This is a genomic window from Flavobacterium sp. NLM (assembly GCF_002210235.1).
GTDB classification, from domain to species: domain Bacteria; phylum Bacteroidota; class Bacteroidia; order Flavobacteriales; family Flavobacteriaceae; genus Flavobacterium; species Flavobacterium panici.
Window position 1 is genome coordinate 1 of record NZ_LIAC01000028.1, and the last position, 25,375, is coordinate 25,375.

The 25,375-nt window shown below is 32.8% G+C and carries 23 protein-coding genes; 12 read left to right on the top strand and 11 right to left on the bottom strand.

All coding sequences use genetic code 11. The features are described 5' to 3' along the window. Window positions 1-397 precede the first annotated feature (397 nt). Window positions 398-1,954 (bottom strand): hypothetical protein, encoded by a 1,557-nt coding sequence (locus APR43_RS23735; RefSeq protein ID WP_053472534.1) that lies wholly within the window; start codon window positions 1,952-1,954, stop codon window positions 398-400. Between the two features lie 116 nt (window positions 1,955-2,070). Between APR43_RS23735 and APR43_RS23740 the strand changes: the two genes are divergently transcribed. Further along, a complete protein-coding gene (locus APR43_RS23740) occupies window positions 2,071-4,458 on the top strand; it encodes a penicillin acylase family protein (protein WP_053472535.1) in 2,388 nt (795 codons plus the stop codon). 140 nt (window positions 4,459-4,598) lie between these two features. Here the strand turns inward: APR43_RS23740 and APR43_RS23745 are convergent, their stop codons facing one another. From APR43_RS23745 to APR43_RS23775, 7 genes are all read right to left on the bottom strand, one after another. Next, window positions 4,599-5,048: a hypothetical protein gene (locus tag APR43_RS23745; protein ID WP_053472536.1), complete on the bottom strand. Its 450-nt coding sequence runs from the start codon at window positions 5,046-5,048 to the stop codon at window positions 4,599-4,601. Window positions 5,049-5,199: 151 nt separating this feature from the next. Further along, the gene (locus APR43_RS23750; RefSeq protein WP_053472537.1) at window positions 5,200-6,657 is read right to left on the bottom strand and encodes a serine hydrolase domain-containing protein; all 1,458 of its coding nucleotides are present in this window, start codon (window positions 6,655-6,657) and stop codon (window positions 5,200-5,202) included. Window positions 6,658-6,879: 222 nt separating this feature from the next. Further along, window positions 6,880-7,404: a nuclear transport factor 2 family protein gene (locus tag APR43_RS23755; protein ID WP_240514992.1), complete on the bottom strand. Its 525-nt coding sequence runs from the start codon at window positions 7,402-7,404 to the stop codon at window positions 6,880-6,882. Beyond that, a complete protein-coding gene (locus APR43_RS23760; protein WP_053472538.1) occupies window positions 7,391-8,899 on the bottom strand; it encodes a serine hydrolase in 1,509 nt (502 codons plus the stop codon). The genes APR43_RS23755 and APR43_RS23760 overlap by 14 nt, the downstream gene beginning before the upstream one ends. Before the next feature lie 74 nt (window positions 8,900-8,973). After that, window positions 8,974-9,765 carry a helix-turn-helix domain-containing protein gene (locus tag APR43_RS23765; RefSeq protein ID WP_053472539.1) on the bottom strand — a complete coding sequence of 264 codons (792 nt, stop codon included), beginning with the start codon at window positions 9,763-9,765 and terminating at the stop codon, window positions 8,974-8,976. A gap of 14 nt (window positions 9,766-9,779) precedes the next feature. Beyond that, a complete protein-coding gene (locus tag APR43_RS23770; RefSeq protein WP_053472540.1) occupies window positions 9,780-10,226 on the bottom strand; it encodes a hypothetical protein in 447 nt (148 codons plus the stop codon). Between the two features lie 49 nt (window positions 10,227-10,275). Continuing rightward, complete coding sequence (locus APR43_RS23775) at window positions 10,276-10,869, bottom strand: GNAT family N-acetyltransferase (RefSeq protein WP_053472557.1); 594 nt, start codon at window positions 10,867-10,869, stop codon at window positions 10,276-10,278. A 456-nt stretch (window positions 10,870-11,325) separates the two neighbouring features. Between APR43_RS23775 and APR43_RS23780 the strand changes: the two genes are divergently transcribed. Beyond that, window positions 11,326-12,669 (top strand): FAD-dependent oxidoreductase, encoded by a 1,344-nt coding sequence (locus tag APR43_RS23780; RefSeq protein WP_053472541.1) that lies wholly within the window; start codon window positions 11,326-11,328, stop codon window positions 12,667-12,669. A 165-nt stretch (window positions 12,670-12,834) separates the two neighbouring features. Here the strand turns inward: APR43_RS23780 and APR43_RS23785 are convergent, their stop codons facing one another. Next, a complete protein-coding gene (locus tag APR43_RS23785; RefSeq protein ID WP_053472542.1) occupies window positions 12,835-14,352 on the bottom strand; it encodes a helicase HerA-like domain-containing protein in 1,518 nt (505 codons plus the stop codon). 380 nt (window positions 14,353-14,732) lie between these two features. Between APR43_RS23785 and APR43_RS23790 the strand changes: the two genes are divergently transcribed. The 8 genes from APR43_RS23790 to APR43_RS23825 all read left to right on the top strand — a co-directional run bounded on the left by APR43_RS23790 (window position 14,733) and on the right by APR43_RS23825 (window position 21,230). After that, window positions 14,733-15,557 (top strand): MotA/TolQ/ExbB proton channel family protein, encoded by an 825-nt coding sequence (locus tag APR43_RS23790; protein ID WP_053472543.1) that lies wholly within the window; start codon window positions 14,733-14,735, stop codon window positions 15,555-15,557. Window positions 15,558-15,612: 55 nt separating this feature from the next. Beyond that, a complete protein-coding gene (locus tag APR43_RS23795) occupies window positions 15,613-16,239 on the top strand; it encodes an ExbD/TolR family protein (RefSeq protein WP_053472544.1) in 627 nt (208 codons plus the stop codon). A gap of 19 nt (window positions 16,240-16,258) precedes the next feature. After that, complete coding sequence (locus APR43_RS23800) at window positions 16,259-16,816, top strand: ExbD/TolR family protein (protein WP_053472545.1); 558 nt, start codon at window positions 16,259-16,261, stop codon at window positions 16,814-16,816. A 36-nt stretch (window positions 16,817-16,852) separates the two neighbouring features. Continuing rightward, complete coding sequence (locus tag APR43_RS23805) at window positions 16,853-17,653, top strand: energy transducer TonB (protein WP_053472546.1); 801 nt, start codon at window positions 16,853-16,855, stop codon at window positions 17,651-17,653. Continuing rightward, window positions 17,653-17,883, top strand: coding sequence for a hypothetical protein (locus APR43_RS24720; RefSeq protein WP_053472547.1), 231 nt, complete (start codon window positions 17,653-17,655; stop codon window positions 17,881-17,883). The genes APR43_RS23805 and APR43_RS24720 overlap by 1 nt, the downstream gene beginning before the upstream one ends. A gap of 2 nt (window positions 17,884-17,885) precedes the next feature. Then, a complete protein-coding gene (locus tag APR43_RS23815; RefSeq protein WP_053472548.1) occupies window positions 17,886-18,809 on the top strand; it encodes a PstS family phosphate ABC transporter substrate-binding protein in 924 nt (307 codons plus the stop codon). 16 nt (window positions 18,810-18,825) lie between these two features. Beyond that, window positions 18,826-20,496, top strand: a complete 1,671-nt coding sequence (locus tag APR43_RS23820) for a tetratricopeptide repeat protein (RefSeq protein ID WP_053472549.1) — start codon at window positions 18,826-18,828, stop codon at window positions 20,494-20,496. Between the two features lie 101 nt (window positions 20,497-20,597). Then, window positions 20,598-21,230, top strand: coding sequence for a 7-carboxy-7-deazaguanine synthase QueE (locus APR43_RS23825; RefSeq protein WP_053472550.1), 633 nt, complete (start codon window positions 20,598-20,600; stop codon window positions 21,228-21,230). Window positions 21,231-21,312: 82 nt separating this feature from the next. Here APR43_RS23825 and APR43_RS23830 read toward each other — a convergent pair whose 3' ends face one another. Next, on the bottom strand, window positions 21,313-21,858 hold the full coding sequence (locus APR43_RS23830; protein WP_053472551.1) for a YfiT family bacillithiol transferase: 546 nt from the start codon (window positions 21,856-21,858) through the stop codon (window positions 21,313-21,315). A 13-nt stretch (window positions 21,859-21,871) separates the two neighbouring features. After that, window positions 21,872-22,579: a class I SAM-dependent methyltransferase gene (locus APR43_RS23835; RefSeq protein ID WP_053472552.1), complete on the bottom strand. Its 708-nt coding sequence runs from the start codon at window positions 22,577-22,579 to the stop codon at window positions 21,872-21,874. 72 nt (window positions 22,580-22,651) lie between these two features. On the opposite strand from APR43_RS23835, the gene APR43_RS23840 reads away from it, so the two are divergent. Together APR43_RS23840 and APR43_RS23845 are read left to right on the top strand one after the other, a co-directional pair. After that, window positions 22,652-23,146, top strand: coding sequence for a YkgJ family cysteine cluster protein (locus tag APR43_RS23840; RefSeq protein ID WP_053472553.1), 495 nt, complete (start codon window positions 22,652-22,654; stop codon window positions 23,144-23,146). Between the two features lie 107 nt (window positions 23,147-23,253). Continuing rightward, complete coding sequence (locus tag APR43_RS23845) at window positions 23,254-24,489, top strand: ABC transporter permease (RefSeq protein ID WP_053472554.1); 1,236 nt, start codon at window positions 23,254-23,256, stop codon at window positions 24,487-24,489. The last annotated feature ends 886 nt before the right edge of the window (window positions 24,490-25,375 follow it).

Below are 25,375 nucleotides of genomic sequence, written 5' to 3' on the forward strand. Positions count from 1 at the left end.
TGTTTTCAGATTAAAATAAAGGCAAATATTGAAAAAAGGATTTTTTTAAAAGCTGATAATTGTCAGGTTTGTGGGTTAGCTGCCACGAATTACACGAATTTCCACTAATTTTTATTCGCAGGATTTTAAAAATTAATTCGTGAAAATTCGTGTAATTCGTGGCGAAAAAACTATACTAATCCATTCAACTTTTTAAAACGGATAATCATTACGGATATTGATTGTGTTCCTGCGGTTGAAACCGCAGGCTATGTTTTCTTTGCGTATATTTTTTCAATATAGCCCGTGGTTTCAACCACGGGGAACGTATTGTGAGAATGCGTTATGGAATTTCCTTACGGAAATATATTGTTTTCCTGCGGTTTCAACCGCAGGCTATATATTGACGTAGATGCATTTATATCAAAATCTTCTTCAAAGACTCAGCAATGCTTCTCCATAAAAAGTTATAAAATGATTTTTCCTGAATTCTTTCAATTTCAACATCGGCGGTTTTAGCTTTGTCTTTTGAATCGTTTTTGACAAGCAAATTAACAATTGCCGATTTAAGTTTGGCTTCTTTTTCAGGATGCTTCTTTTTGTATAGTTTTACTTTTAAATCGTCATAATCTAAAGAAGCATTTCCTTTTGAAACATTATCATTTCCGTAGAAATTAAATCGGTATTTATTAAAAAATCCAGTGAAAGACGCATTCATATAAGGTTTGCTGAATTGTCCCATCGCACGAACATCAAAATTCGAGATCACGCCCTGAATATGAAAACCGTCATTTTTATCCAGAACATTAAAACTCCAATCGACATTAAGAGGTGAAGTTTTCATAAAAATACATTTCACTTTAATTTTGACATCGTTTGTTTTTTTCACACCAAAACCACTTCGAAGGTTTGTTGCCTGCAAATTGAATTTGTCGAAATTTAAAACTCCGGGACCTTTGGAGAAATCAATTTCCTCTTCATAAACTAATTTTGATTTTAGAACCTGCAACGTATCAATTTGAAGTGGGAATTTTATATTTCGCAATAAATGATTGTACAGATATTTTTTGCTTAAATCATCTTTTGGCATTTTTCCGCGATAAATGTTCGCGTCAAAATGATTGATTACAAGTGAATTTGCTTTAAAGAAAAAACGATCATTTTTAAATCCCCAATCCATTTTTGAAACTTGAGCCGAATCGAATTTAAGTGTATAAATATCTTTTTCTTTATCTAAACGCTTAATAAAATCGGGGCGCTTAAATTGTGGAAGATTAGAGAAATTATTGATTTTTAAAAAGTTTTTTTCGGTACTTATTTTTCCAATGTTAATATGATAAAAAGCACTTGGTCTGTAAAATAAACTATCAATAACTAAGGCGTAACTATTATACTGCAGCGGAATTTTTTCTTTTAAAGTGGCATCTGTAAGCAGAATTCCTTCTAATTTCAGAATGATTTTTTTGATACTGAAAATAGGTTTTTGAGTATCTAAAGAAACAACATCGACAGTTCCGTCATTTAAGTAAATATTCGAAACAGCAATAATTTTTCGGAAAGGTTCAAAGATTTCGCTTTTTATGCTTTTACTGTTATTCAACAATTTTTCACCTTTTTTATATAAAATAACTCTGGGTTTATTGATGATAATACTTTCGGCCTGAATAATATCGCGGAAAGCCAAATCCCAAATATTAAAATGTTTGATTGTAATAGATTCAATTTTAGAGAAAAGCCCATTTTTGCTGTCTTTCGGCTGATTCTTTGGACTTACTAATAATGTCTCTGCATAGATATTTCGGGAAAAAAGAGAAACTTCAATTTTTTCGTAATTGATATTATAAACGGTTTTGTTTTTCTCGTGAATAATAATCGGAAGCTGTTTTTTAATCCAGTAATTCAGGCCAATATTTGCCAAAATCACAAGCAGGAAAAGGGAAATTACACCGATTACTATTTTTTTATATATAGACATTTATAAGATTGATTTTAAATACATAAATTTAGGCTTTAAAAAAGGATGACTATTACATTATTCTTCATTTTGGTTACATCATTTTACAAACATCATGGTTTATACTTTTGCAAAATATGAGAAGATTTAAAAAATTTCTGCTGGTTTTAGTACTGCTTATTGTTGTACTTGGAATAGGTTTATGTGCTTATATTTTTCATTTAAAACCCAAGTATGAAGGAGAATTAGAATTAAAGAATCTCGAGAAAGAAACCACGGTATATTTTGATGAATATGGAGTTCCTCATATTTATGCCGATTCTGAGAAAGATGCCATGACGGCGCTTGGGTATGTTCACGCACAGGAAAGATTATGGCAGATGGAATTGCTTCGCAGAATTGCTCCGGGAAAATTATCGGAAATCTTCGGATCTGTTGCGCTTAAAAATGATAAGTTTTTTGCCGGAATTGGTATAGAAGAGGCTTCGGCGAAAGCCATTGCCAAATTAGATAAAAACAGTGAAAGTTATAAATTAACGCAAGCGTATCTGGACGGAATAAATCAATATTTAGAAGAAGGAACGACGCCGGTTGAGTTTACATTGGTTGGAGTAAAAAAAGAAAAATTCACCATAAAAGATGTTTATAATATCTTCGGATATATGTCTTTTAGCTTTGCAATGGCTCAAAAAACAGATCCTTTATTGACCGATATTCGCAATAAATATGGTGTTGAATATTTGAAAGATTTAGGAATTGAAGGTGAATTCAATACTACGCAGATCAAAAGTTCAAAAGAAAACATTGAAGATTATACCGCTGTTTCAAAATCAATTACGGCTTTGTTGGACAAATCGCCAATTCCGCCATTTATCGGAAGTAACAGCTGGGTTGCGGGACCGCACAAAACAAAGAGCGGGAAAGTGATTTTTGCCAATGATCCGCATATTGGTTTTTCGCAGCCGGCAACTTGGTACGAAGCACATATTGTAACTCCCAAACATGAATTATATGGCTGTTATCTGGCAGGAACTCCGTTTCCGTTATTGGCGCACAATCGCGATTATGCCTATGGTTTAACAATGTTTGAAAATGATGACATCGATTTTTATCAGGAAAAAAATAAAGATGGTGATTCTAATCAATATCAAACACCAACAGGTTTTGCGGATTACGAAATCAGAAAAAAAACAATTAAAGTAAAAGATACTTCGGATGTTGTGCTGACGATTAAGTCAAGCCGACACGGACCAATTATGAATGATTTGCTGGAACGATTGGATCGTAAAAATCCAATTGCAATGTTGTGGACTTACACGCATCAGCCCATTCAAATTCTGGATGCTGCTTATGGTTTGTCGCATGCTAAAAACAAAGACGATTTTAAAAAGGCTGCCAGCTTAATTGCTGCACCGGGATTGAATGTGATGTACGGTGATGCTAAAGGAAATGTAGGTTGGTGGGCGACAGGAAAATTGTATAAACATAACAAAGGCGTAAATACGCATTTAATTTTAGACGGTTCAAGCGGGAAAGATGATATTGTAGAATATTTAGATTTTTCTAAAAACCCATCGGCTGAAAACCCGAAATGGGGTTATGTGTATTCAGCCAATAATCAGCCGGAGCCAATTGACGGTTATTTATATCCGGGATATTATCTGCCCGAAGATCGTGCGAAAAGAATTTCTGGTTTAATGGATGCAAAATCTGATTGGGATAAAGAAGCGATCAGTAAAATGATTTACGATAATACATCGGAAGTTGCAGTTGGAACGGTTCAAAACCTAATTTCGAATATTGATCTTACTTCTATTTCGGCATCAGAAAAAGAAGCCATAAAAGTTTTAAAATCCTGGAAGGGAACTACAAACCTGGAAGATGTTGCGCCAACGATTTACAATAAATGGGTTTATCTTTATTTGAAGAATACTTTTGAAGACGAAATGGGCGAGGACAATTTTAATATGTTTTTGGGAATTTCTGTTGGGAAACAAGTTATTGCCAATCAGGTTAAAAATGAAAACTCGGTTTGGTGGGATAATATAAAAACCAAAAATGTAAAAGAAACCAGAAAGGATATTGTTTCAAAATCTTTTCATGAAGCGATTTCTGATCTTCAAAAACAATTAGGAAACACAATTGCTGATTGGAAATGGGGAGAAGTTCACACTGTTGAGCACCAACATCCGTTAGGAAAAGTTGCTGCACTTCGTGGTTTATTTAATGTAGGACCTTTTGCTTCGCCGGGATCAAATGAAGTAATCAATAATTTATTCTTTGGTTTAACCAATGAAGGAAAGTATTATGTAAAAGGCGGACCTTCAACGAGAAGAATTGTAGATTTCTCTGATATTGAAAACAGCTGGAGTATTCTGCCAACGGGACAATCAGGAAATCCGTTCAGTAAACATTACAGCGATCAGGCAGAAATGTACAACGCCGGAAAGTTCAGAAAAATGAAATTAAATAAAGAGGAGATTATGAAAACGTCTACTAAACTGGTTTTGAAATCGAAAAAGTAGTTTGTTTTTGTTTCAAGTTTCAAGTTTCAGGTTTCAAGTTTTGCGTTGCGAAATCTTTGTCAAAGTTTAAAACTTTGACAAAGATGTTGAGACTTTAAGAAAACTCAGAATCTTAGTATCTTAGAAACTTAGCCACTTTTTTACTTCGAAATATACTTCCCTTTCACAATATCATTAGCAAAAATATTCAGGTTATTAGTAAGGACTTTACTTGTCGTCATAATATTTTGGGTTTGATAGGCAGTGTCTTTCTCGTATGCTTTTAGCAAAGTTTCCAGTTCAACTTCGTCATAAACAACAAAAAGGTTGTAGATCGCATCTCTAAAGTTTTTGTAATTGATGCTTTCTGTAATTTCCATTGCTTTTTGTTCGTTCCAGCCTTCTTTTGCCGAAGCTTCGTTTATTTTAGAAAGGCAATAATCAATTACATAATTTTTGTAATGAGCCGCTTCGACGATTTTATCAATTATGATTTTATTTTGCTGTGAGGGCATTTTTGCAGATGGAGAATTTGTCTGCGAAATACAAATAGTTGGAATTAAAAGGCATAAAAATAAAGCCAGAAAAGCGTGCTTTTTTAGATTTTTCATAGGTTATTTTAGTTGTTTTGGGTACGGCTAAAATAATATTTTTTATGATAAATCATCAAGTTTGAATGTTACAAGTTATAACAAAAAGAACTCCGATAAAAAAGATTTTGAATCGATTTTACCGGAGTTGATTTAAGAGATTTTCTAAAAATTATTTTGATTTATTTTTTGAAAGTTCTTCTACTACCTTTTTTCCATTTTCATTTGAAGGATCAAGTTCAACAGATTTTGAATAATTGGCTAAAGCCAGTTTTTTATCTCCATCGGCTAGATAAGCTTCGCCCAAACTATCATAGACATTTCCTGATTTTGGGAAAGCTTCTACATTAATTTTAAAAATTTCTATAGCTTCTTTCTTTTTTCCAGTTTGCAATAATTGGTAGCCAACATTATTCATGTCGCCTTCCTTAATACCATAAGTTGGATCGTTTTTCAATTTCTTATAAGTATCTACGCCAGCGGTTGTTCCTTTGGTTTTAAAAACTTCTAAAAGTTCAAGAGCCATTGATCTTTTTGCCTGATTGTATGGCTGGTTGTATAGAATATTACGAATAGCTTCATTCATTTCGCCTAAAACTGTTCCGCCGGTATTGTTCAATAAAAGAACTAAATTTTTATCAGCAGGCACGCGGGAAATGATTGTGTTAAATCCGTTAATTCCTCCGCCGTGCTCTATAATTTTATATTGTTTACCACCAATTTTCTCTTCAGATAAAAACCATCCGTATCCGTAACCTTCATTTCCAGACGAGATGTAAGATTTAAATAAAGATTCCATTGATTTTTCTGAAAGTATTTTATTGCCATAAAGCGCCTGATCCCAAAGATATAAATCTTCTACAGTTGAGTATAAAGATCCTGCAGCATATGGAATACTCATGTCAATAAAAGAAGCGTTAACATAGTTTTTGCCTTGTTTTTCGTAACCGGCAGCTCTGTTTTTAAGTATAACTTCGCTATGGTCAAAACCTGTATTTACCAGATTTAAAGGTGTAAGGATAGTTTCCTGTAAATATTGCTCGTATGTTTTTCCTGTAATTTTTTCGATAATATAACCCAATAAAAAGTAACCTGAGTTACTATAACTAAATTTTTCGCCTGGCTTAAAATCCAGAGGCAGTTTATTAAACGTTTTTACAAACTCTTCAGGAGTACTTGGGTTACGGCTTTTTTCTCTAAGGAAGTTTGTTGCAGAAGTATAATTCGGAATTCCGGATGTATGCGTTAACAAATGATGAATCGTGATTTTATCACCGTTTTCTTTTGGATAATCCGGTAAATAAGTTGTGATTGGAACATCAAGTTTTACTTTTCCTTCTTCAGCCAGTTTTACAATTAAAAACGCCGTAAATTGTTTGCTGATAGAACCTAACCTAAATTTAGTATCAGGTTGATTTGGAATATTCCATTCCATATTAGCTTGGCCAAAACCTTTTTTAAAGATTACTTTTCCATTTTCTGCCACTAACGCAGATCCGTTAAATTGTCCGTATTCAGTGTATTTAGCTAAAAGATCTTCGATTTGTTTTGCTTTATCCTGCGCAAAAGTAGTTATTGTAAAAAACGATAGTATTGCGCAGAGTGCGATGAGTTTGATTGATTTTTTCATAATCCTGGTTATGGGTTTAGTTAATGAATGATGCGTTTTGATTGATGATTGAAACTTCTAACAATTAGATATTCAATAAAAATGAAATCGAAAGTACGATTTTTTTTACTTGAATAAATTCGGATGCTTAAAATGTTAGACGATTGAATTACAATTTGGTTTCAACATTCATCGATTTTTTTCATTCATTTACTAAAAAAGAATTTGAGTATTAACTAGGGGTTAGTTTTTATAAGGTCTATGCTCGTAACTCACAATTCGTTTCAATTTCCAATCTTTACCATTTCTTTCCCAAATATGAACAAATTTTCCGGTTCCTTTTGGAACGCCATCAACATAAAAAGTGTGTTCTCCTAATTGTACAGCTCCAAAATCGCCTAATTTATCAATTGTACAAGAGTTTAATTTTCGAGTTAATTTTTTCGGGCTCTCGCATTTTGAAATCAACGATTTGATTTCATTTGCCTGGGAGATGTTCAATCCAGAGCGGTCATCATAAAACTCAACATCTTCTGAAATTATTTTTTTAAAGAGGGCAGCATCACATTGATTGAATGCAACATCAAAAAGTAAACTGTCCATTTTAATAATTTCAGTTTTTAAAAGATCCATTTTTAAAACCTCTGAATTGGTTTGCGCGATAGCTTCTCTTTTTAAAAATAACATAAAGAGAACTAATATATTGATCATTTTTGGCATAGCTGTAGTTTTAGAATATTGATTTTCGGGAGAATTATTTCGTTTCAATATCGATTAGTTTTTGCCCGTTTTCTCCAAGATAATGCAAGAGTAAATCTTTGTATACTTTATAGCCGTCATCAACATTGGTGAAAATAATAAGACCTTGTTTTGTTTTTGGAAGTATAAAAAACAGCGTTTGAACACCTTGATCTGCACCGCCGTGTGATAAAGCATATTCTCCGTTTCCGAAATCATAAATCTCAAAACCAAGACCAAAATATTTATCTTTTTTAGTTGTGACCTGATGTGCGTTCATATCGTCAAACACTTTTTTACTCAAGGCATCGCTGTTTAAAACACTGCAAAGAAATTTCCCATAATCTTCAATAGTCGTTAATAAATCGTCGGCGGCGTTTGCAGTTTTGTTTTTTGTTGGTTCATATGCATTTCCCTTGTTGTCGTAGTTAATAGCATATCTCGAAAGATCTATTTTGTCATTCCAGACAAGTTGCGAATCATTCATTTTTATTGGTTCAAAAACCAATTCTGATGCTAATTGTTCTAATGTTTTATGGAATTTTTTCTCTAACGCTTTTCGCAGATATTCAAAACCTTCACCAGAATATTGATATTTTGTTCCGGGTTTGAATTTGAAATCCAGTTTTTTAGATTCATTTAAAAATCTCCAGTTTGGGAAACCGGTTTGATGACTTAAAACAATTCTCGTAGTCAATAATTTTAAATTTGGATCATTTGCAATATCAGGATCTGTCCAGTATTTATAAAGCGGCTCGTCAAGATCCCATTTTCCTAAACTCACTAATTTTAAAGTCGTAATTGCAGTGATAGGTTTTGTTAAAGAAGCGACGTTCCAAATGGTATTATATGGCGCGGTAACACCTTTTTTTAGTTCGCCAAAAACTTTTACCTGTTTCAGTTTCCCATCTGTAATAATGCCGATTCCAAGGGCTGGTACTTTGTTTTCTTTCAGCCATTTTTCGGTTAAATCGTCATTATCAAAAAGGTTTGATTTCGTTGGTGCAGAACTTGTCATTTGATGATTGTAGCTCAATGATCGAGCTAATTTCCAATCTTTATTTTTTAAAAGCCAAACGTGGGTAAATTTTGCTATGCTTCCAAATTGTTCCGGCTTTCCCGCCGAAGTTTCATAAAAACGGTGCGTTCCTATTTGTATCGCACCATACAAAACACCTTTTTTGTAAAGCGGATAAATTTCTGTGCTTCCGTCAACTAATTCTCTTCGGGATTGATACGTTGTCGGCGATCCGCATAATCCGTTTTTTAGAGTTTTTAAAAATCGACCTTTGTCTGAAATACTATCTTTGTCGTGAAAAAACTCAAAATCTTCAGTTAATAAATCTTCAAATTGTTTGATGTTGCAAGTATTGAAACCAATATTAAAAAGAAGACTGTCTTTTGACATAATGGTTTTGTACAAAGCTGAGTTTTCGGTTTCCTGAGAAAATCCAAATTGGATCTGAAAAAGTAAAATTCCAATTAAAATAAACTTTAATTGAAAAAAAGTGTGATTGATTTTCATTGTGATTGATTGATGATTAATGATTTGCAATATTACATCAATCAAAATATGAAAAATAGTATAAAAGCGAAAACTTACCTTTTTTGCGAAAGAAAATAGGAATTGGGATCAAACATCTTGGGCGTTGTTTTCGTTACATCTTTAAACTTTTTTATAAAATGCGATTGATCAAAATATTTGTTGTACAATGCAACATCGGTTAGTTTTAGTTTTTCTAAATCAGAATTTACCATTTGATCAACCGATTTCCTGAACTTCAAAATCTGAATGTATTTTTTAATCGTAAGTCCGGTTGCTGTTTTAAATTTAATTTGCAGCAATCGTTGTGATGATTTTAAATCAGAACTAATTTCTGAAACCGAAATTTCTTCCTGATTTTTAATGATTTCGCAGATTTTTTCGATTATATTTTTATCTGAATGTAAATCAGACAATTCCTCAAAATAAGTATTTATGGTGTTCAATAAAGTTTCAATTTCGGCATCAGTTTGAACTTTAAAAGGCAATTCTTTAGGATTAATTTTAAGAATAGAATCTGTAAAATTACTTAAATCATATTTCGGAAACATTGAAAGCGTCCATGTATGAAGCTGTATTATAGTAACTTTGGTTTTCGGCTGAATATTCACCAAAACTTTATTGGTCATTTGCGAACAAAAGTAAACACCTTCGTTCATTTCGTATTTATTTTTACTCGTATGAACTTCTATAGCATTCCCAGTTACAATGGCAAGATTAAAACAGCCGTTTGGTAAAACGAGTTTATTTTCAATCAGGCTTTCGCCGATGCTGTTGTCTAAACACCAAATTTTATTGACGAACCTTTCAGCTTTTGGAGTTACGTAATGTTCTGAGTAGAGGTTCATTTTTTGGCCAGATTTTATTTAAAAGTAATATTTATTAATAGATCTAAAACTAAATACTTTAATGCATAACATAATATGATAGGTAAAATAGTTAATGAAAATTGAAACCATTCTTCAATTGAAGTTGCTTCATCAGATTCTTCATTGTTCCAAACAGAATTGTATTTGATTTTAAAATATAAATTACGATTATTTCTTTTTAAAATATAATTGTCAAAGTATCTATACATCAACAAAAAGAATAGAAGATATAAGGCTAAAAAAGATGTTTCTTTTCTGTTTTGAGGCATTTCATTATTGTAAACAAGTATTGAAAGTAGTACTGATAGAATTGAAAAGTAAAAAAGCCGATTATAATTTTTTTTCTTTCGCAGTATTACATGAGCCGGAGGATAAATAAGAGTGATAAACCAAACTAAAGCAAATCCAAATAAAGAAATTGCAAGACTAATATTTTCCATGTTTGGTCTTTGGTTTGTAATTTTAATTCGAAGCTAAATTAATAATTTTCTAATTGAACTCTCCAAAATAATCTCGCTTAGTATGCTGCCATTCCTCTAATATTATGCTATAATAAACATCGTCTTTACTGTTTCCTTCAGAATCGATATAATTATTTCTAAATAAACCTTCTTTTAAAGCTCCCAAGTTTTCAATAGCTCTTTGTGATCTTAAATTTTCAAGATCAGCGCTGAATTGTATTCTTTTAAATTGAATATTTTCGAAGCCAAATTTCAATAATTCATATTTACAGGCTTTGTTTAAACCAGTTCCCTGAAAATCTTTCCCGTACCAAGTCCAGCCAATTTCACATTTTTGGCTCGCATGATTTAAATAGCCATAACGGGTACTTCCGGCCACTCTATTTGAAGCTTTGTCTATAATTAGAAATGGATAACAAATTCCGTCTGCTTTTTGTTTTAAGGTGCTTTGAATGTAATTTTCGAAATCCTGATCGTTGCGAACATACATTCCCATATATTTCCAGATTTCGTCATCAAAAATAATTTCTTTGAGCTCGATGTTTCTTTCATTCTCAAATGGAATCAATAATACTTTTTCATTTTCTAAAATGATTTCGGATTGTAAAATTTCGCTGTTCATTGTGGTTGGTTTATTAATGTCTTTTTGAATTAAGTTTTTTAAATGCTGGAGAGGGTTTCTCACAAAGTCGCGAAGACGCAAAGTTTTTTTTCATTTTATGTCATTTCGACGAAGGAGAAATCTCCGCATGAAGCTCGACAAAGATTAGATTCTCGTTGTAGAGTTACTCGTGGAGATTTCTCCTTCGTCGAAATGACAAACATTAGCTTATTATTGTTTTAAAAAACTTTGCGTCTTCGCGACTTTGCGAGATTTTTTCCTCATTTAAGATTTTTCTTTAAACGAAATTACTTCTTTAGAAAATCTAAATAAATCTAATAAAACAGGAATTTGTTATGAAAATGGTTGTAGATGCCCAGCTAAATATTGGTATTTAAGGTTAAATATTTGTTGTATTTTAAAGCTTATGTACAATTATTACTTATTTTTACGATCTTATATATTAGATTTTCCCCGATGCAAACTTCTCTAAAAATTGCTGTTGTAGGTTCTGGACTTGTAGGATCGCTGTTGGCAATTTATCTTAAAAAAGCAGGTCACACAGTTCATGTTTATGATCGCAGCCCTGATATTCGAAAAATAAATTTTTCCGGCCGTTCTATTAACCTTGCAATGTCTAATCGTGGTTGGAAAGCACTAGACGGCGTTGGAATTGGAGATGCGGTTCGGGAAATTGCAATTCCTATGGATAAGCGTGCCATCCATTTAGTCGATAAACTCAATTTTCAGAATTATGGACAGGAAGGCGAATCGATTTATTCAATTTCCAGAGGAAAGCTAAACCGTAAAATGATTGATTTAGCCGAAAATGCAGGAGCCGAATTTCATTTTGAACAAAAAATCTGGGATGTAACGCTGAGTGATGCAACTTTGCACATTGGCGAAAGTGAAAGAGGTGAGTGGGAAGAACGAAAATACGATATGGTTTTTGGTGCCGATGGAGCTTTTTCGAGAATCCGCCACAGAATGCAGCGTCAGAGCATGTTTAATTATTCGCAGGAATTTTTAAATATGGGTTACAAAGAATTAAATATTCCGGCAAATGCTGACGGAACACATAAATTAGATAAAAATTCTTTTCATATTTGGCCAAGAGGCGAGTACATGTTAATTGCGCTTCCTAATCTTGACGGAAGTTTTACCTGCACATTATTTATGCCTTTTGAAGGCGCTAATTCTTTTGAGTCGCTTACAGATCGTAAAATGGTAGAAGATTTCTTTGAGAAAAATTTCCCGGATTCGATTGAAGTGATTCCGGAACTGGCAAATGATTTCTTTAAAAATCCAACAAGTACTTTGGTAACCATGAAATGTTTTCCGTGGACTTACGAAGATAAAATTGCTTTAATTGGAGATGCCTGCCATGCTATTGTTCCGTTTTACGGACAAGGAATGAATGCCGGTTTTGAAGATATTACGGTTCTGAACGGAATGATTGAGAAATTTGGAAACGACTGGAAAAAGATTTTCGCTGAATATCAAATTTCACGCAAACCAAATGCCGACGCAATTGCGGAACTTTCGTACCGAAATTTCATGGAAATGAGTACCAAAACGGCAGATGAAAAATTCTTATTACAAAAGAAAATAGAAAAAGTTTTTTCAGATAAACATCCGGATAAATGGATACCGCTCTACAGCCGCGTTACTTTTAGTGATCGCCCATATGCCGAAGCTTTGGCAATTGGAGATTTCCAAAACGGAATTATGGAAGAAGTTTTAAAACTAGACAACATAGAAAATATCTGGAACTCAGCAGAAGTAGAAAATAAAATCCTGGATTTACTGCAAAAAGCATAATTTTTTTAAACCATATAAGTGATATAAGTTAATATAAAATGCCTTACGCATAAAAATTAAACCCGACAGATTCTTAAAATCTGTCGGGTTTGATATTTAGATACTTACTGTAATTCGACATATAAATTAAATGAACTTATATAACTTATATGGTTTAATACTTTTTTACTTTTTTAAGAATTTTGATAAAACGCCAAAAACACCTCTTATAAAAGTAGCGCTTGTTACCACTTTCAGTACAGATTTTGTAACAACCTCTGTAGTGCTTGGTTCTGATTTTGAAGATTTTGTTGGAGCTTGTTCTTCTTGTTGAGCAGCAACTTCATTAGCATCAGCTATTTTTTTAGTTAAGATTTCGAAAGCACTTTCGCGGTCAATTTCCTCAGCGTATTTTTTAACCAGTTTCGATTTTCCGTTTATTTCATCAATTTCTGAAGCCGATAAAATATCCATTCTACTTTGCGGCGCACGCATCATTGTAGCCACAAGCGGCGTTGGAACTCCTTTTTCGTTTAGAGCCGTTACCAAAGCCTCTCCAATTCCTAAACTTGTCAGCAATTCATCGGTTTTATAATATTCAGAAGTTGGGTAGTTATCTGCAGTTTTTTTAATCGCCTGACGATCATTTGCTGTAAAAGCTCTAAGTGCATGCTGAATTTTTAATCCTAATTGTGCCAAAACTCCACTCGGAACATCCATTGGATTTTGAGTAACAAAATAAACTCCGACACCTTTTGAACGTATCAATTTTACAATCGTTTCAATTTGCTCTAATAAAGCTTTGCTGGCTTCATTAAAAATTAAATGCGCTTCGTCTATAAAGATTACCAGTTCAGGTTGTTCTGCATCTCCTTTTTCCGGCATTTTTTGATAAATCTCTGCTAAAAGACTTAACATAAAAGTGGAGAATAATTTTGGTTTATCCTGAATATCCGTCAAGCGGATGATATTTACATAACCTTTTCCGTTTTCGTCAATTCGCATTAAATCATCCGTTTCAAAAGACAATTCACCAAAAAACAAATCTCCGCCTTGCTGCTCCAGTTCAATGATTTTTCTAAGAATCGTTCCGGTTGTAGCAGTTGAAATTTTGCCATAACTGGCTGCGATTTCTTCTTTGCCTTCTTCGGTAATATAATTGATAACCTTTTTGATATCTTTTAAATCTAACAAAGGCATTTGCTTGTCATCACAATATTTAAAAATAACAGCAACAACTCCGGCTTGCGTATCATTTAAATCTAAAATTCTCGAAAATAAAACCGGGCCAAATTCAGAAACCGTTGCACGCAGACGAACTCCGTTTTGTTTAGACAGCGACATTAATTCAACCGGAAATGCAGCTACATTATAAGGTACATTTATTTTAGCGTGGCGCTCTGTAATAAAGCCTTCCTCTTTTCCTTCTTTTGCAATACCACTAAAATCACCTTTAATATCCATCATTAAAACAGGAATTCCGGCATTTGATAACTGCTCAGAAAAAACCTGAATCGTCTTTGTTTTTCCAGTTCCGGTTGCTCCGGCAATAAGACCATGGCGGTTTAATGTTTTTAAAGGAATTTTTACGTGAGCCTCAGCAATTGCTTCACCATCTAAAATTGCACCACCCAAAATAATAGAGTCGCCCTTAGCAGAATAACCGTTGTTTATGTCCTGAATGAAATTATCTTTTTTATTCATGTTTTTATTTGTAATTTAGATGATTATAAGGGTTTTGTTTGGTTTTTTAACAAAATAACTATCTTTTTTTTAGTAGGAAAATGCTTTTTTTGATTGAAATAAACATAAAAAATAAATTCGCAGCTTTTTAAGAAGATTTCAATGGATTGTTTGAATATTCACTAAAACGTTGTAATTTTTTTATTAATCGCCTTTTTTTTTGTTTTATCATAAAAATGATGGCGACAAATTAATGAGATATTTTTTAATTTGACGTTAAATTTCCTTCAATAAAATTAAAAAAAGTTTTTTTATTTAAACTAAACGTATAAATTTGCTACCCTACAAGTTAAATATAACTAAAAAATAAAAATTATTTAAAACTATTAAAATTTAAAAAAATGGCAAACGTTAAAGTTAAAAAAGAAAGCACTTCAAATGGAGGAGGGATGATTACAGGAATCATTATTGTTGCGTGTATTTTGGTTGGGGTGTTTATTTGGAAAGTAATCATGGGAGATGCGTCTAACTTCGAAGGAGGTAACCCTGAAACTGGACATCCAATCAATACATTAGGACAAGTTTATAAAGGAGGATTTATTGTACCAGTATTATTAGGTATGTTTTTAATGGTTGTTGTTTTTTCAATTGAAAGATTCATTGTTATCGGTAAAGCTGCTGGAAAATCTAACCTTGACAAATTCATGAAAAGCGTTCAAGGAAGTATTAAAGAAGGAAACATCGAGGCTGCTATCGCTTCATGTGACAAACAACAAGGTTCAGTTGCAAACGCAATTAAATCTGCTTTGATTAAATATCAAGACGTTAAAAAAGAAGGTTTCAACAGTGAAGAAGCTTCAGAAGTAATCCACAAAGAAATCGAAGAGGCAACTTCATTAGAAATGCCAATGTTAGAAAAAAATATGACTATTATCTCTACTTTAGTATCATTAGGAACTTTAGGAGGATTATTAGGAACTGTATCAGGTATGATTAAAGCGTTTGGTGCGTTAGCTTCTGCTGGAACTCCTGACCAAGCTGCTCTTGCAACTGGTATTTCTGAAGCACTTATCAACACTGCAACAGGTATCTCTACTTCTATCTTAGCAATCGTTTCTTACAACTTCTTTACTGCTAAAATTGACGATTTAACTTACTCTATCGATGAGGCTGGTACTACAATCGTGAATACTTACAGAAGATTCAGAGGAAGTTTGAAACAATAATTAATTTTTGATATTAATAATTATAATTAATTATATCAAAATAAAATAAAAGAGAATGGCTAAAATAAAAATGAAAAAAAAGTCAACATCGACAGATATGACTGCCATGTGTGATGTTGCGTTCCTTTTGCTTACGTTCTTTATTTTGACCGCTACTGCTAAGGTGCCTGAAGCACTTCCTGTAGATATGCCTGCATCTGTTGCTGAATTTAAATTACCAGATACTGATTTGGCAATTATTACAGTAGGTAAAGATAAAGATGGGAAAAGCAAAGTGTTTTTTGACCTAAAAGGAAGAGAGATTCGTAAAAGAACTCTTGAAGGAATGGGGGCAAAATTCGGTGTGACTTTTTCAGAAGATGATAAAACTAAATTTGCTTTAATGGATGACTTCGGTGTTCCTGTAACAAGTTTAAAACAAATCATTGGTATGACTTCAGCTGAAAGAGTAAAAGCGGATCAACCTGGAATTCCAATCGATTCTTTAGATAATCAATTAAAAGAATGGTTGTTAGTTTCAAGAAGAGCTGCGATTGATCTAGATGATAAAGAATTGCAGATTGCAATTAAAGGAGATGCTAAAGAAGAATATCCAAAAATTAAAAAAATTATGGATATTTTACAAGATCAGAAAATCAATTCCTTTAACTTAGTTACAGGTACGAGAGGAAAAGACTTTTAATTAAAAAAGATACACTAAAATGGCTGAATTAAATACCGGCGACGGTGGTGGCGGAAAAGGTGGCAAGGTAAGAAGTAAAAAGCAAAACTCGAAAGTCGATTTAACGGCTATGGTGGATTTGGCATTCTTATTGATCACATTCTTTATGTTAACCACATCGTTGTCAAAACCTCAATCGATGGATTTGTCTTTGCCAAATAAAGATGATGATACGACTAAAACAGTGGACACGAAAGTAGATGAAAATCGTACGATGACTGTAATACTTGGTGCGGATAATAAATTGACTTATTATATGGGATTGTTAGAAAAACCTATTGGTGGACCTAAAGATATTGCATATGGTAAAGATGGGATTCGTAGAGAACTGCTTAAAAGAAAGAAAACAGTTTTAGAATATTCTGCTGCTAAAGGGAAGCCTAAACAGGGAATTATTGTTATTATCAAACCAACTAAAAAATCAAATTACCGTAATTTGGTAGATATATTGGATGAAATGGCAATTACTAAAGTTGATACGTATGCTATTGTTCCCGAGTTTACACCAGAGGAAACAAAACTGATAGAGAAAAAATAAGGGTTAGCTTGTTTTAACATCCTAATAATCAAGAAAATGAAATTAGATATAATTAAAAACACGTGGCTTGATATCGTATTCGAAGGACGTAATAAGATATATGGTGCATACGAGTTAAGAAAATCGAACAACAAAACTACGGTAAAAGCGCTTATCATAGGTTCGATAATTTTTAGCTTTGCTGTTGCAGCGCCTCTTATTGCTAGTTTTTTACCAGATTCTGGTGAAGAAGAAGTAGATAACAATGTTAAGATTGCTACAGTGAAATTACCTCCTAAAAAAGAGGAAGTAAAGCCTAATCAACCACCACCACCACCGCCGCCACCAAAAGTGGATCAGGTGAAATTTACAAAACCGGTTGTTGCTAAAGCAGAAGAAGTTACTGAAGATCCTCCAAAAATTGAGGATTTGAAAGACAAGAAAGTAGGTAATGAAACTATCAAAGGTGATCCGGATGCAGTTTTAACTGTTGACGAGCCAGTAGGTACAGGACCGGTTTCTCAAGTCGTAGAAGAAGATAACAGTGTATACAACACAGCTGGTATCGAAGTAAAACCTGATTTCCCTGGAGGGATGGATAAATTCTACAAATTCGTAGGAAATAATTACAAGACTCCGGAAGAAGAAGGTCTAAAAGGTAAAGTTTACGTTACTTTTGTAGTTGAAAAAGACGGTTCATTAACCGACATTAAAGTTTTAAGGGATATCGGTTACGGTACAGGAGCAGAAGCAATTCGTGTTCTTAAAAAATGTCCAAAATGGACTCCCGGCGAGCAAAATGGTAAAAAAGTTAGGGTTCTTTACTCTTTACCTATTACTATTCAATCTGCAGAATAATGTTAAAAGATATGCTTAATAATATTCAGAAGAAATCGCTCAAAGAGCGATTTCTTCTTGTTTTAGGAATACTGTTTTTTTTAATATATCTTGTGCTGGGTTTAATGATTATGTTTTGGGAAAAACTTCCTTTAAATATGGAGCCTAAATACAGATATGCTTTTGGTGGATTACTTATTGTATATTCTGCAATACGTTTTCTGCGATTGATAAATTCTAATACAGAGTAATTATGTTAAAATATAGTAAAGTTGTTGGTTTGGTTCTTTTTGTTTTTTTGTTTGTTATGTGCAACCAAAAAAGCAAAAATGAATCTGAAAACGAAACAATTTTAAAAGGATCAGTTGATGTTACTGTTGATGAAACTATAAAGCAAATTGTAGATGATCAGGTTGCTGTTTTTGAAGGGACATATTACGATGCTAAGATTACGGTTAAGCCAAAGTCAGAAGTGGAGCTTATTAACGACCTGTTAAATAAGAAAGCTAAAGTTGTTGTAACAGCTAGAAAATTGACTAATGAAGAATTAGGAAGATTCGAAAAAAGTAAAATTAAACCTAGAGTTACACCTTTTGCAGTTGATGGAATTGCCTTAATTGCAAAAAAGAACAATAATGATACATTAATTGCGTTGAAAACTGTAATTGATTTTTTACAGGGTAAAGGTGATTCTAAGATAAAAGGAATTGTTTTTGACAATCCAAATTCCAGCACAGTACGCTATATGAAAGAACTGGCAAAAGTAAAAGATTTTCCTTCTGCAGGTGTTTTTTCTTTCAAAACAAATGATGAAGTTATTAAATTTGTTTCAGAAAATGATGAAATGATTGGTGTTGTTGGAGTGAATTGGCTGTCACAGCCGTCACCGGACATGGTTGAGACAATAAAGAAAATTGATGTTTTAAGTGTTAAGGGGTTAAATGATAATGAATATTACAGCCCTAGTCAAACTAACATAGCATTAAACAAATATCCTTTGGCACGTGATTTGTTTATTATAAACTGTCAGGGTTATTCTGGACTAGGAATGGGACTTGCCTCTTTCATGGCTGGTGAGATTGGTCAAAGAATAGTTTTGAAATCTGGGTTAATGCCTGTAAAGACTCCAGGCAGGAAATTCAATATTAGAAGTCAAATTATAAACGATAAAGAATAAATTAATTACTATAAAGATGAATAAATTTAAAATTTTTAGTCTTGCTATGATTGCTACAGCTTCTGTTGCAAATGCGCAAGATATTAAAGAAGCAAAAAAGGCAATCGATGCTGAACAGTTTCAAAAAGCAAAATCATTACTTAAATCAATCATCAAAGCGAAACCTTCAGATGGTGAAGCTAATTTTGTTTTAGGTAATATTTACTTAAATCAAAGTGTTGTTGATTCTGCTAAAATATATTACTTAAACGGAATTGAAGCATCAGATAAGAAAAACTTAAACTATATTGGTTTAGGTCAAATCGATCTTGATAATAAAAACGCTGCTAGTGCACAAGCTAACTTTGCTTTGGCAACAAAAGATATTAAGCGTAAAGACGTAGATGAATTCATTTACATTGGTAAAGCTTACATGAACTCTGTAAATCCAGATTATACAAATGCAGTTGCAAGTTTGAAAAAAGCTTTATTAATCGAACCGCAAAATGCAAGTGCACTTTTGGCTATCGGAGATGCATATTATGGAGCTAACAATCAAAATGATGCTTACAAAGCTTATCGTGATGCTTTTACAGCAGACCCAACTCTTTTAAGAGCAAAAATGCAATTAGGTGTTTTATTGAAAGGAGCAAAATCTTACGATGAAGCTATTAAATCTTTCAATGAAGTTATCGCTTTGAACCCAAATTATGGTCCAGTTTACAGAGAATTAGCTGAAACATATTACAAATGGGGAAGAAACAAACCTTCTACAGCTAAAGTTAATTTGCAAAACGCAATTACTAACTACGAAAAATATCTAAGCTTAACAGATTACTCTTTAGATTCTAAAATGCGTCACGCAGATTTCTTGATCTTGGTAAAAGATTACAAGAGTTTAGAAACTGTAGCAAACAAAATGATTGCTGAAGATAAAGTAAACCCTAGAATCTTTAGATATTTAGGTTATGCTGCTTATGAAAACGGAAATGTTGATGTAGCTATCAAATCTATCGAAGATTATATCAAAACTCCAACAAATAAAGTAATTGGCAGAGATTATTTATACTTAGGTTTGTCTAAAATTAAAAAAGGAACAAATGCAGAAGGTGCTGTAGATCAGGCTTCATTTGACGCTGGTCTTGCAGATATCAAAAAAGCAATCGAATTAGAACCATTAGTAGTTGAAGAACTTAATGATTTAGGAAAAGCTTTATTTGGTAAAAAACAATTTGCTCAGGCTGCTTCTATCTTTGAATTCGGTGCAAACAATAAAGACTCTAAGAATTACTTAGATGATAACGTTTACTACGGTATTTCTGTTTACTACGCAAATGCTAATAAAACTGGCGGAGCTGTTGCCGATGCTGCTCAGTTAGCTAAAGCAGATGCTGCTTTTGACAGAATCTTAGTTGCATCTCCAACTTATGATGAAGCTTACTTATACAAAGGAAGAATCAACAACTTGTTAGAGAAAGATGATTTAATTATCAAAAACTACGAAGAGTACGTTGCTAAAACAACAGCAAAAGGTGCTGAAGAATTAGCTAAACCAGCTACAGTTAAAAAAATCGTAGAAGCTTACAACAGTATCGGAGCAAGTTATGCAAACACTGATAAAGCAAAAGCAATTGAATATTTCAATAAAACTTTAGTTTTAGATCCGGCAAATGCATACGCTTCACAATCTGTGAAAGCTTTAAAATAATATAGTTTTAAACTAATTTATTAAAACCGATAGTTCGCTTTGAACTATCGGTTTTTTTGTTCCGTAATTAATTGACTATCTTTGCACATTAAATTAAAATAATGTTACCAAAAGAAATACAATTAGAAGTAAACAAAGGAGCCATGCTGCCTTTGATGGAAGAATTTTATACCATTCAGGGTGAAGGATATCATACCGGAACCGCTGCTTACTTCATTAGAATTGGAGGTTGTGATGTTGGGTGTCACTGGTGTGATGTGAAAGAGAGCTGGAATGCAGAACTGCATCCGCCAACAAATATCGATGTAATTGTAAATAATGCTTCAAGTTATGCCAATACAGTTGTGGTTACCGGCGGTGAACCACTTACATGGGACATGACGCTATTGACGCAGCAATTAAAAAATAAAAACTTAAAAGTTCATATCGAAACTTCCGGAGCTTATCCATTATCTGGAACTTGGGACTGGATTTGTCTTTCGCCAAAGAAAAACAAACTTCCAACACCAGATGTTTATGCTAACGCGCATGAATTAAAAGTAATTATTTATAATAAACACGATTTTATCTTTGCAGAAGAACAAGCAGAATTAGTTAATGATGATGCTATTTTGTTTCTTCAGCCAGAGTGGAGTAAAAAAGAAGAAATGACTCCGCTGATTGTTGACTATGTAATGAATAATCCAAAATGGAGAGTTTCACTTCAAACACACAAGTATTTAAATATACCTTAAATCATAAAAAAAAACCTCTTCTAATTTAGAAGAGGTTTTTTTTATGTAATAAATACACACTGTATAAAAAAGAAACATTTTATTATTTCCAGTTTTTCTGATTTTTTAAATTGACAATCTGTGCTAAATGATGATTTCCGTGCCAGGCATACATACCAATAATTTGTTGAATTAGATACTCAGAATTATTTTCGGGATGAATAAATGACTTTTCTAAATCAACTTGCGATAAGTTTTTCATTATATATGCTAATCTAAAATGCAATCCTTCTAATAAATTTAGTGTCGGAGCGATTGGCATCGTTAAATTATCAGGCATTTCAGACCACAATTTTTCATCATAAGGTTTTATAATTGGATTGTTCTCAGTTAAAGCCCACTTTAATCTAATGTAACAATTCATGTGACTTTCGGCGCAATGATGAATTACTTGTCGAACAGTCCAGCCTTCAGGTCGATACTGAGTGTCTAATTGTTCGTCATTAAGAGGGGTAACTTCCTTTTTTAACCTTTCTGGAAAAGTCGAAATCTCTTCAATCCTATCTAAAATGTATTTAGAGGTGAATTCTTTAGGAACTTCAAATTTTCCTATAGGGTATTTTAATTTTTCTAAATCTAAATTTTCCATGATTAAAAGATATTTATATTGAAAGTCGGGCCAGATAATCATAATGATCACCTTCCGTAACTAATTCACATTTTAATCCATTTGCAATTGCAGCATTCTGCAGTGTATTATAATCGAGATATAACCAGTCAAAAGTATCTTCTTTTTCTCCTTTATACGATATAGTAAAAGTAAGATCGCCATAATACTCTGTTTCAGACGGAATCCATTTTCCGCCATCTTCATCTTCGTCAAACATATAAATGATATCAGAACTGTCAATTAAAATTTGCCCGCCTAAATTCAAAAGCGATTTTAGTTTTGATAAATACGTATTGCAATTTTCTAATTTCCCAAAAATACCAGTTCCGTTCATCAGTAAAATAATCGTATCAAATTTTTCACCTTCAAAATCTAATATATTTTCAACTTTGGCATTTTTTAATCCGCGAAGTTTACAAGTTTCAATCGCTTTTTCAGAAATATCAATTGAAGTAACATCTAAATTTCGGTCATTTTGTAAAGACAAACTGTGGCTTCCGGCTCCGCATCCTACGTCTAAAGTTTTTCCCGTTGTAAGTTGTAAAGCCTTTTGTTCAATTTTTGGCATTTCATCATAAGAGCGGAATAAATATTCAACACTCATTTCATCTTCTTCAGAAATCGAAGTTTCGGTAATAATATCTTCGGGCGAATTATTAGTCTGGAAATCGTAAATCGCTTTCCCAAAAAGATCTTTCATTAATTTAGTTCAAAGTTTAAGGTTTCAAGTTTAAAGTTGTTTAATTTTGCAGCTCAACTTTAAATATTAAACTTGAAACAGATTTTAAATAACTTAAATAAGTTAGCCAAAGATAAGCATATCGAAAACAAAAAGTATTTTGATAAGCTGAAAAAGAAACAGCCAAAGAATTTAGATTACGTTATGCAGGACTTGCATGATGCCGAATTTAAAAAAACGGATTGTTTACAATGTGCCAATTGCTGTAAAACAACTGGGCCTCTGTTTACTTTGGCAGATATTGAAAGAATATCAAAATCTTTCAGACAAAAACCACAACAATTTATCGACCAGTATCTTCGTATTGATGAAGACAAAGATTATGTGTTGAAAAGCGTTCCTTGTACATTTCTGGATAGCGAGAATTATTGTATGATTTACGATGTAAGGCCGAAAGCCTGCCGGGAATTTCCGCATACAGATCGTAAAAAGTTCCATCAAATTGCTGATCTGACTTTAAAAAATGTTGCAATCTGTCCCGCAGCTTATAATATAGTAGAAGAAATGAAAAAGAAATTACCACTTTAAGAATTAAAATAGCATTGTTACTTTAAGATTATACATTTCGCTTTTTAAATGTATTTTTGAATAACCTGAAATAGGATAAGAAATATAAATCATAACAGAACCCTAAATTGAATCTAGAATACTTTATAGCAAAAAGACTCATCACTGCAAAAGATTACAAAAGCAGTATATCGGCGCCAATTATTAAAATTGCTATTTCTGCAATTGCAATTGGTATTATTATGATGATGGTTTCTGTAGCAACCGGAATTGGGTTGCAGCAAAAAATACGCGAAAAAGTTTCAGCTTTCAACGGCCAGATCATTATTTCAAATTACGACAATAATAATTCAGAGATAACCTTAACTCCAATTTCAAAAAAACAAGATTTTTATCCAAATTTCAAATCAGTTCCAGAAGTTAGCCATATTCAGGCAGTAGCAAGCAAAGCCGGAATAATTAGAACAGAAAATGCCTTTGAAGGAATTGTTTTTAAAGGAGTAGGAGCAGATTATAATTGGAATAATATAAAAGAGTATTTAGTAGAAGGTAAATTACCCGATTTTTCAAAAACACTAACTGAAGAAGTTATTATCTCAAGATTTCTTGCAGATCGATTGAATTTAAAATTAGGAGACAGTTTCAACACCTTCTTTATAAAAGAAGAACAAGGAAAACTGCCCAACAGCCGCCGATTTAAAATCACAGGAATTTTTAGTTCAGGATTCCAGGATTTTGACGCTACATATATAATAGGAGATATTCGCCATATTCAACGAATCAACAAATGGACTCCAGATCAAGTTGGAGCTTTTGAAGTTTTTGTAAAAGACTTTACAACGATTAAAGAAACAGGAAACCAGATTTACGAACAAATCTCTTCAAATCTCGATACAAAAACAATTACCGAAAAGTACAGCTATATTTTTGACTGGCTTCAGCTTTTTGATTTCAATATAATTGTAATCCTTGCCATAATGATTCTCGTTGCTACAATTAATATGGTAGTAGCATTATTAGTTCTTATTTTAGAACGAACACAAATGATTGGAATTCTAAAAGCATTAGGAGCAAATAACTGGACAGTACGCAAAGTTTTTCTATATAATGCATTCTACCTAATCGTTCGTGGGTTGTTTTGGGGTAACTTAATTGGAATTACGCTGCTGTTAATTCAACAGCAATTCGGAATCATTCATCTAAATCCCGAAAACTACTATGTTAACCAAGCTCCCGTATATTTAAATTGGGGTTATATAGTCCTGTTGAATTTACTAACCATAACAGTATGCTTTTTAGTATTATTAATCCCGTCCTATATAATAACAAAAATCTCTCCCGTAAAAGCAATTCGCTTTGATTGATTTATTAAAACAAGATAATCTCACAACCCGACATTTTTCAAAACCTGTCGGGTTTGTTTATATACATATTATATGTATAATTATACTTAAGTCCCAATTTTCTGTAGAGACGCACAGCAGTGCGTCTTATGCGCAACGTTATATCTATTGTATATAGTCATGTCCGGGCTGAGCGAAGTCGAAGCCTTTTAGTTTGGAATTTGGAATTTAAGAATTGAAGTTTGTTTTGATGGAGCTATTTCCCGCTATCCGTTCCAATCTTTTGTGTCTCGTTAAAGAAACGAGACACAAAAGGATTTCCACTCTATCGGGGCTATGGCATGAGTTTTCAGAATAAAAATCACGAAGGATGGACTCTTCCAGAAGAAAAACAATCCCAAAAATAGAAACTTAGCGCCTCTGCGGCTCTGCGAGATTAATAAAACGGTAGAAAAACCAGACTTTGCGTCTTAGTTCCTTTGCGGTAAAACCAGTCAAAAAAGACTCAAACTTAAAAACTCTTCAAAAACGGTATTGTTGAAAGGGTATAAAACAAGGAAAAAGCAAAGATATGCAGAAAAACCTGATAATATTTTAAAAAAGTTTAAATTATAAAACTTGTGTTATCAGGAAGTTAAGAAATAAATGTAAAAAAGATGGAAAAAATATAAAAAAAAGGCTTGTAAATGTAAATAAAGGTTCTACTTTTGCACCCGCAACAACGAAAGACGTTCACTGAAACACTGGCAGGAAAAGAAATCAAAACTGAAAAATTTTTCAGAAAAAAGATTAGAAAAAGCTTGTGAGATTTGAAAAATGCTTTTACATTTGCACCCCGCAAAACACGGAAGTTCATTGAGAGACTGGAAGGAAAATTGAGAAAAAGGAGACGAAAAAAAAGTTTCAA

Coding starts and splice junctions, on each gene's coding strand:
- APR43_RS23830 (WP_053472551.1), bottom strand. CDS start 21,858: ATGGAAAATTTAGATTTAGAAAAATTAAAATACCCTATAGGAAAATTT.
- APR43_RS23795 (WP_053472544.1), top strand. CDS start 15,613: ATGGCTAAAATAAAAATGAAAAAAAAGTCAACATCGACAGATATGACT.
- APR43_RS23760 (WP_053472538.1), bottom strand. CDS start 8,899: ATGAAAATCAATCACACTTTTTTTCAATTAAAGTTTATTTTAATTGGA.
- APR43_RS23770 (WP_053472540.1), bottom strand. CDS start 10,226: ATGGAAAATATTAGTCTTGCAATTTCTTTATTTGGATTTGCTTTAGTT.
- APR43_RS23825 (WP_053472550.1), top strand. CDS start 20,598: ATGTTACCAAAAGAAATACAATTAGAAGTAAACAAAGGAGCCATGCTG.
- APR43_RS23745 (WP_053472536.1), bottom strand. CDS start 5,048: ATGAAAAATCTAAAAAAGCACGCTTTTCTGGCTTTATTTTTATGCCTT.
- APR43_RS23740 (WP_053472535.1), top strand. CDS start 2,071: ATGAGAAGATTTAAAAAATTTCTGCTGGTTTTAGTACTGCTTATTGTT.
- APR43_RS23805 (WP_053472546.1), top strand. CDS start 16,853: ATGAAATTAGATATAATTAAAAACACGTGGCTTGATATCGTATTCGAA.
- APR43_RS23815 (WP_053472548.1), top strand. CDS start 17,886: ATGTTAAAATATAGTAAAGTTGTTGGTTTGGTTCTTTTTGTTTTTTTG.
- APR43_RS23820 (WP_053472549.1), top strand. CDS start 18,826: ATGAATAAATTTAAAATTTTTAGTCTTGCTATGATTGCTACAGCTTCT.
- APR43_RS23785 (WP_053472542.1), bottom strand. CDS start 14,352: ATGAATAAAAAAGATAATTTCATTCAGGACATAAACAACGGTTATTCT.
- APR43_RS23765 (WP_053472539.1), bottom strand. CDS start 9,765: ATGAACCTCTACTCAGAACATTACGTAACTCCAAAAGCTGAAAGGTTC.
- APR43_RS23780 (WP_053472541.1), top strand. CDS start 11,326: ATGCAAACTTCTCTAAAAATTGCTGTTGTAGGTTCTGGACTTGTAGGA.
- APR43_RS23735 (WP_053472534.1), bottom strand. CDS start 1,954: ATGTCTATATATAAAAAAATAGTAATCGGTGTAATTTCCCTTTTCCTG.
- APR43_RS23800 (WP_053472545.1), top strand. CDS start 16,259: ATGGCTGAATTAAATACCGGCGACGGTGGTGGCGGAAAAGGTGGCAAG.
- APR43_RS23835 (WP_053472552.1), bottom strand. CDS start 22,579: ATGAAAGATCTTTTTGGGAAAGCGATTTACGATTTCCAGACTAATAAT.
- APR43_RS24720 (WP_053472547.1), top strand. CDS start 17,653: ATGTTAAAAGATATGCTTAATAATATTCAGAAGAAATCGCTCAAAGAG.
- APR43_RS23775 (WP_053472557.1), bottom strand. CDS start 10,869: ATGAACAGCGAAATTTTACAATCCGAAATCATTTTAGAAAATGAAAAA.
- APR43_RS23790 (WP_053472543.1), top strand. CDS start 14,733: ATGGCAAACGTTAAAGTTAAAAAAGAAAGCACTTCAAATGGAGGAGGG.
- APR43_RS23750 (WP_053472537.1), bottom strand. CDS start 6,657: ATGAAAAAATCAATCAAACTCATCGCACTCTGCGCAATACTATCGTTT.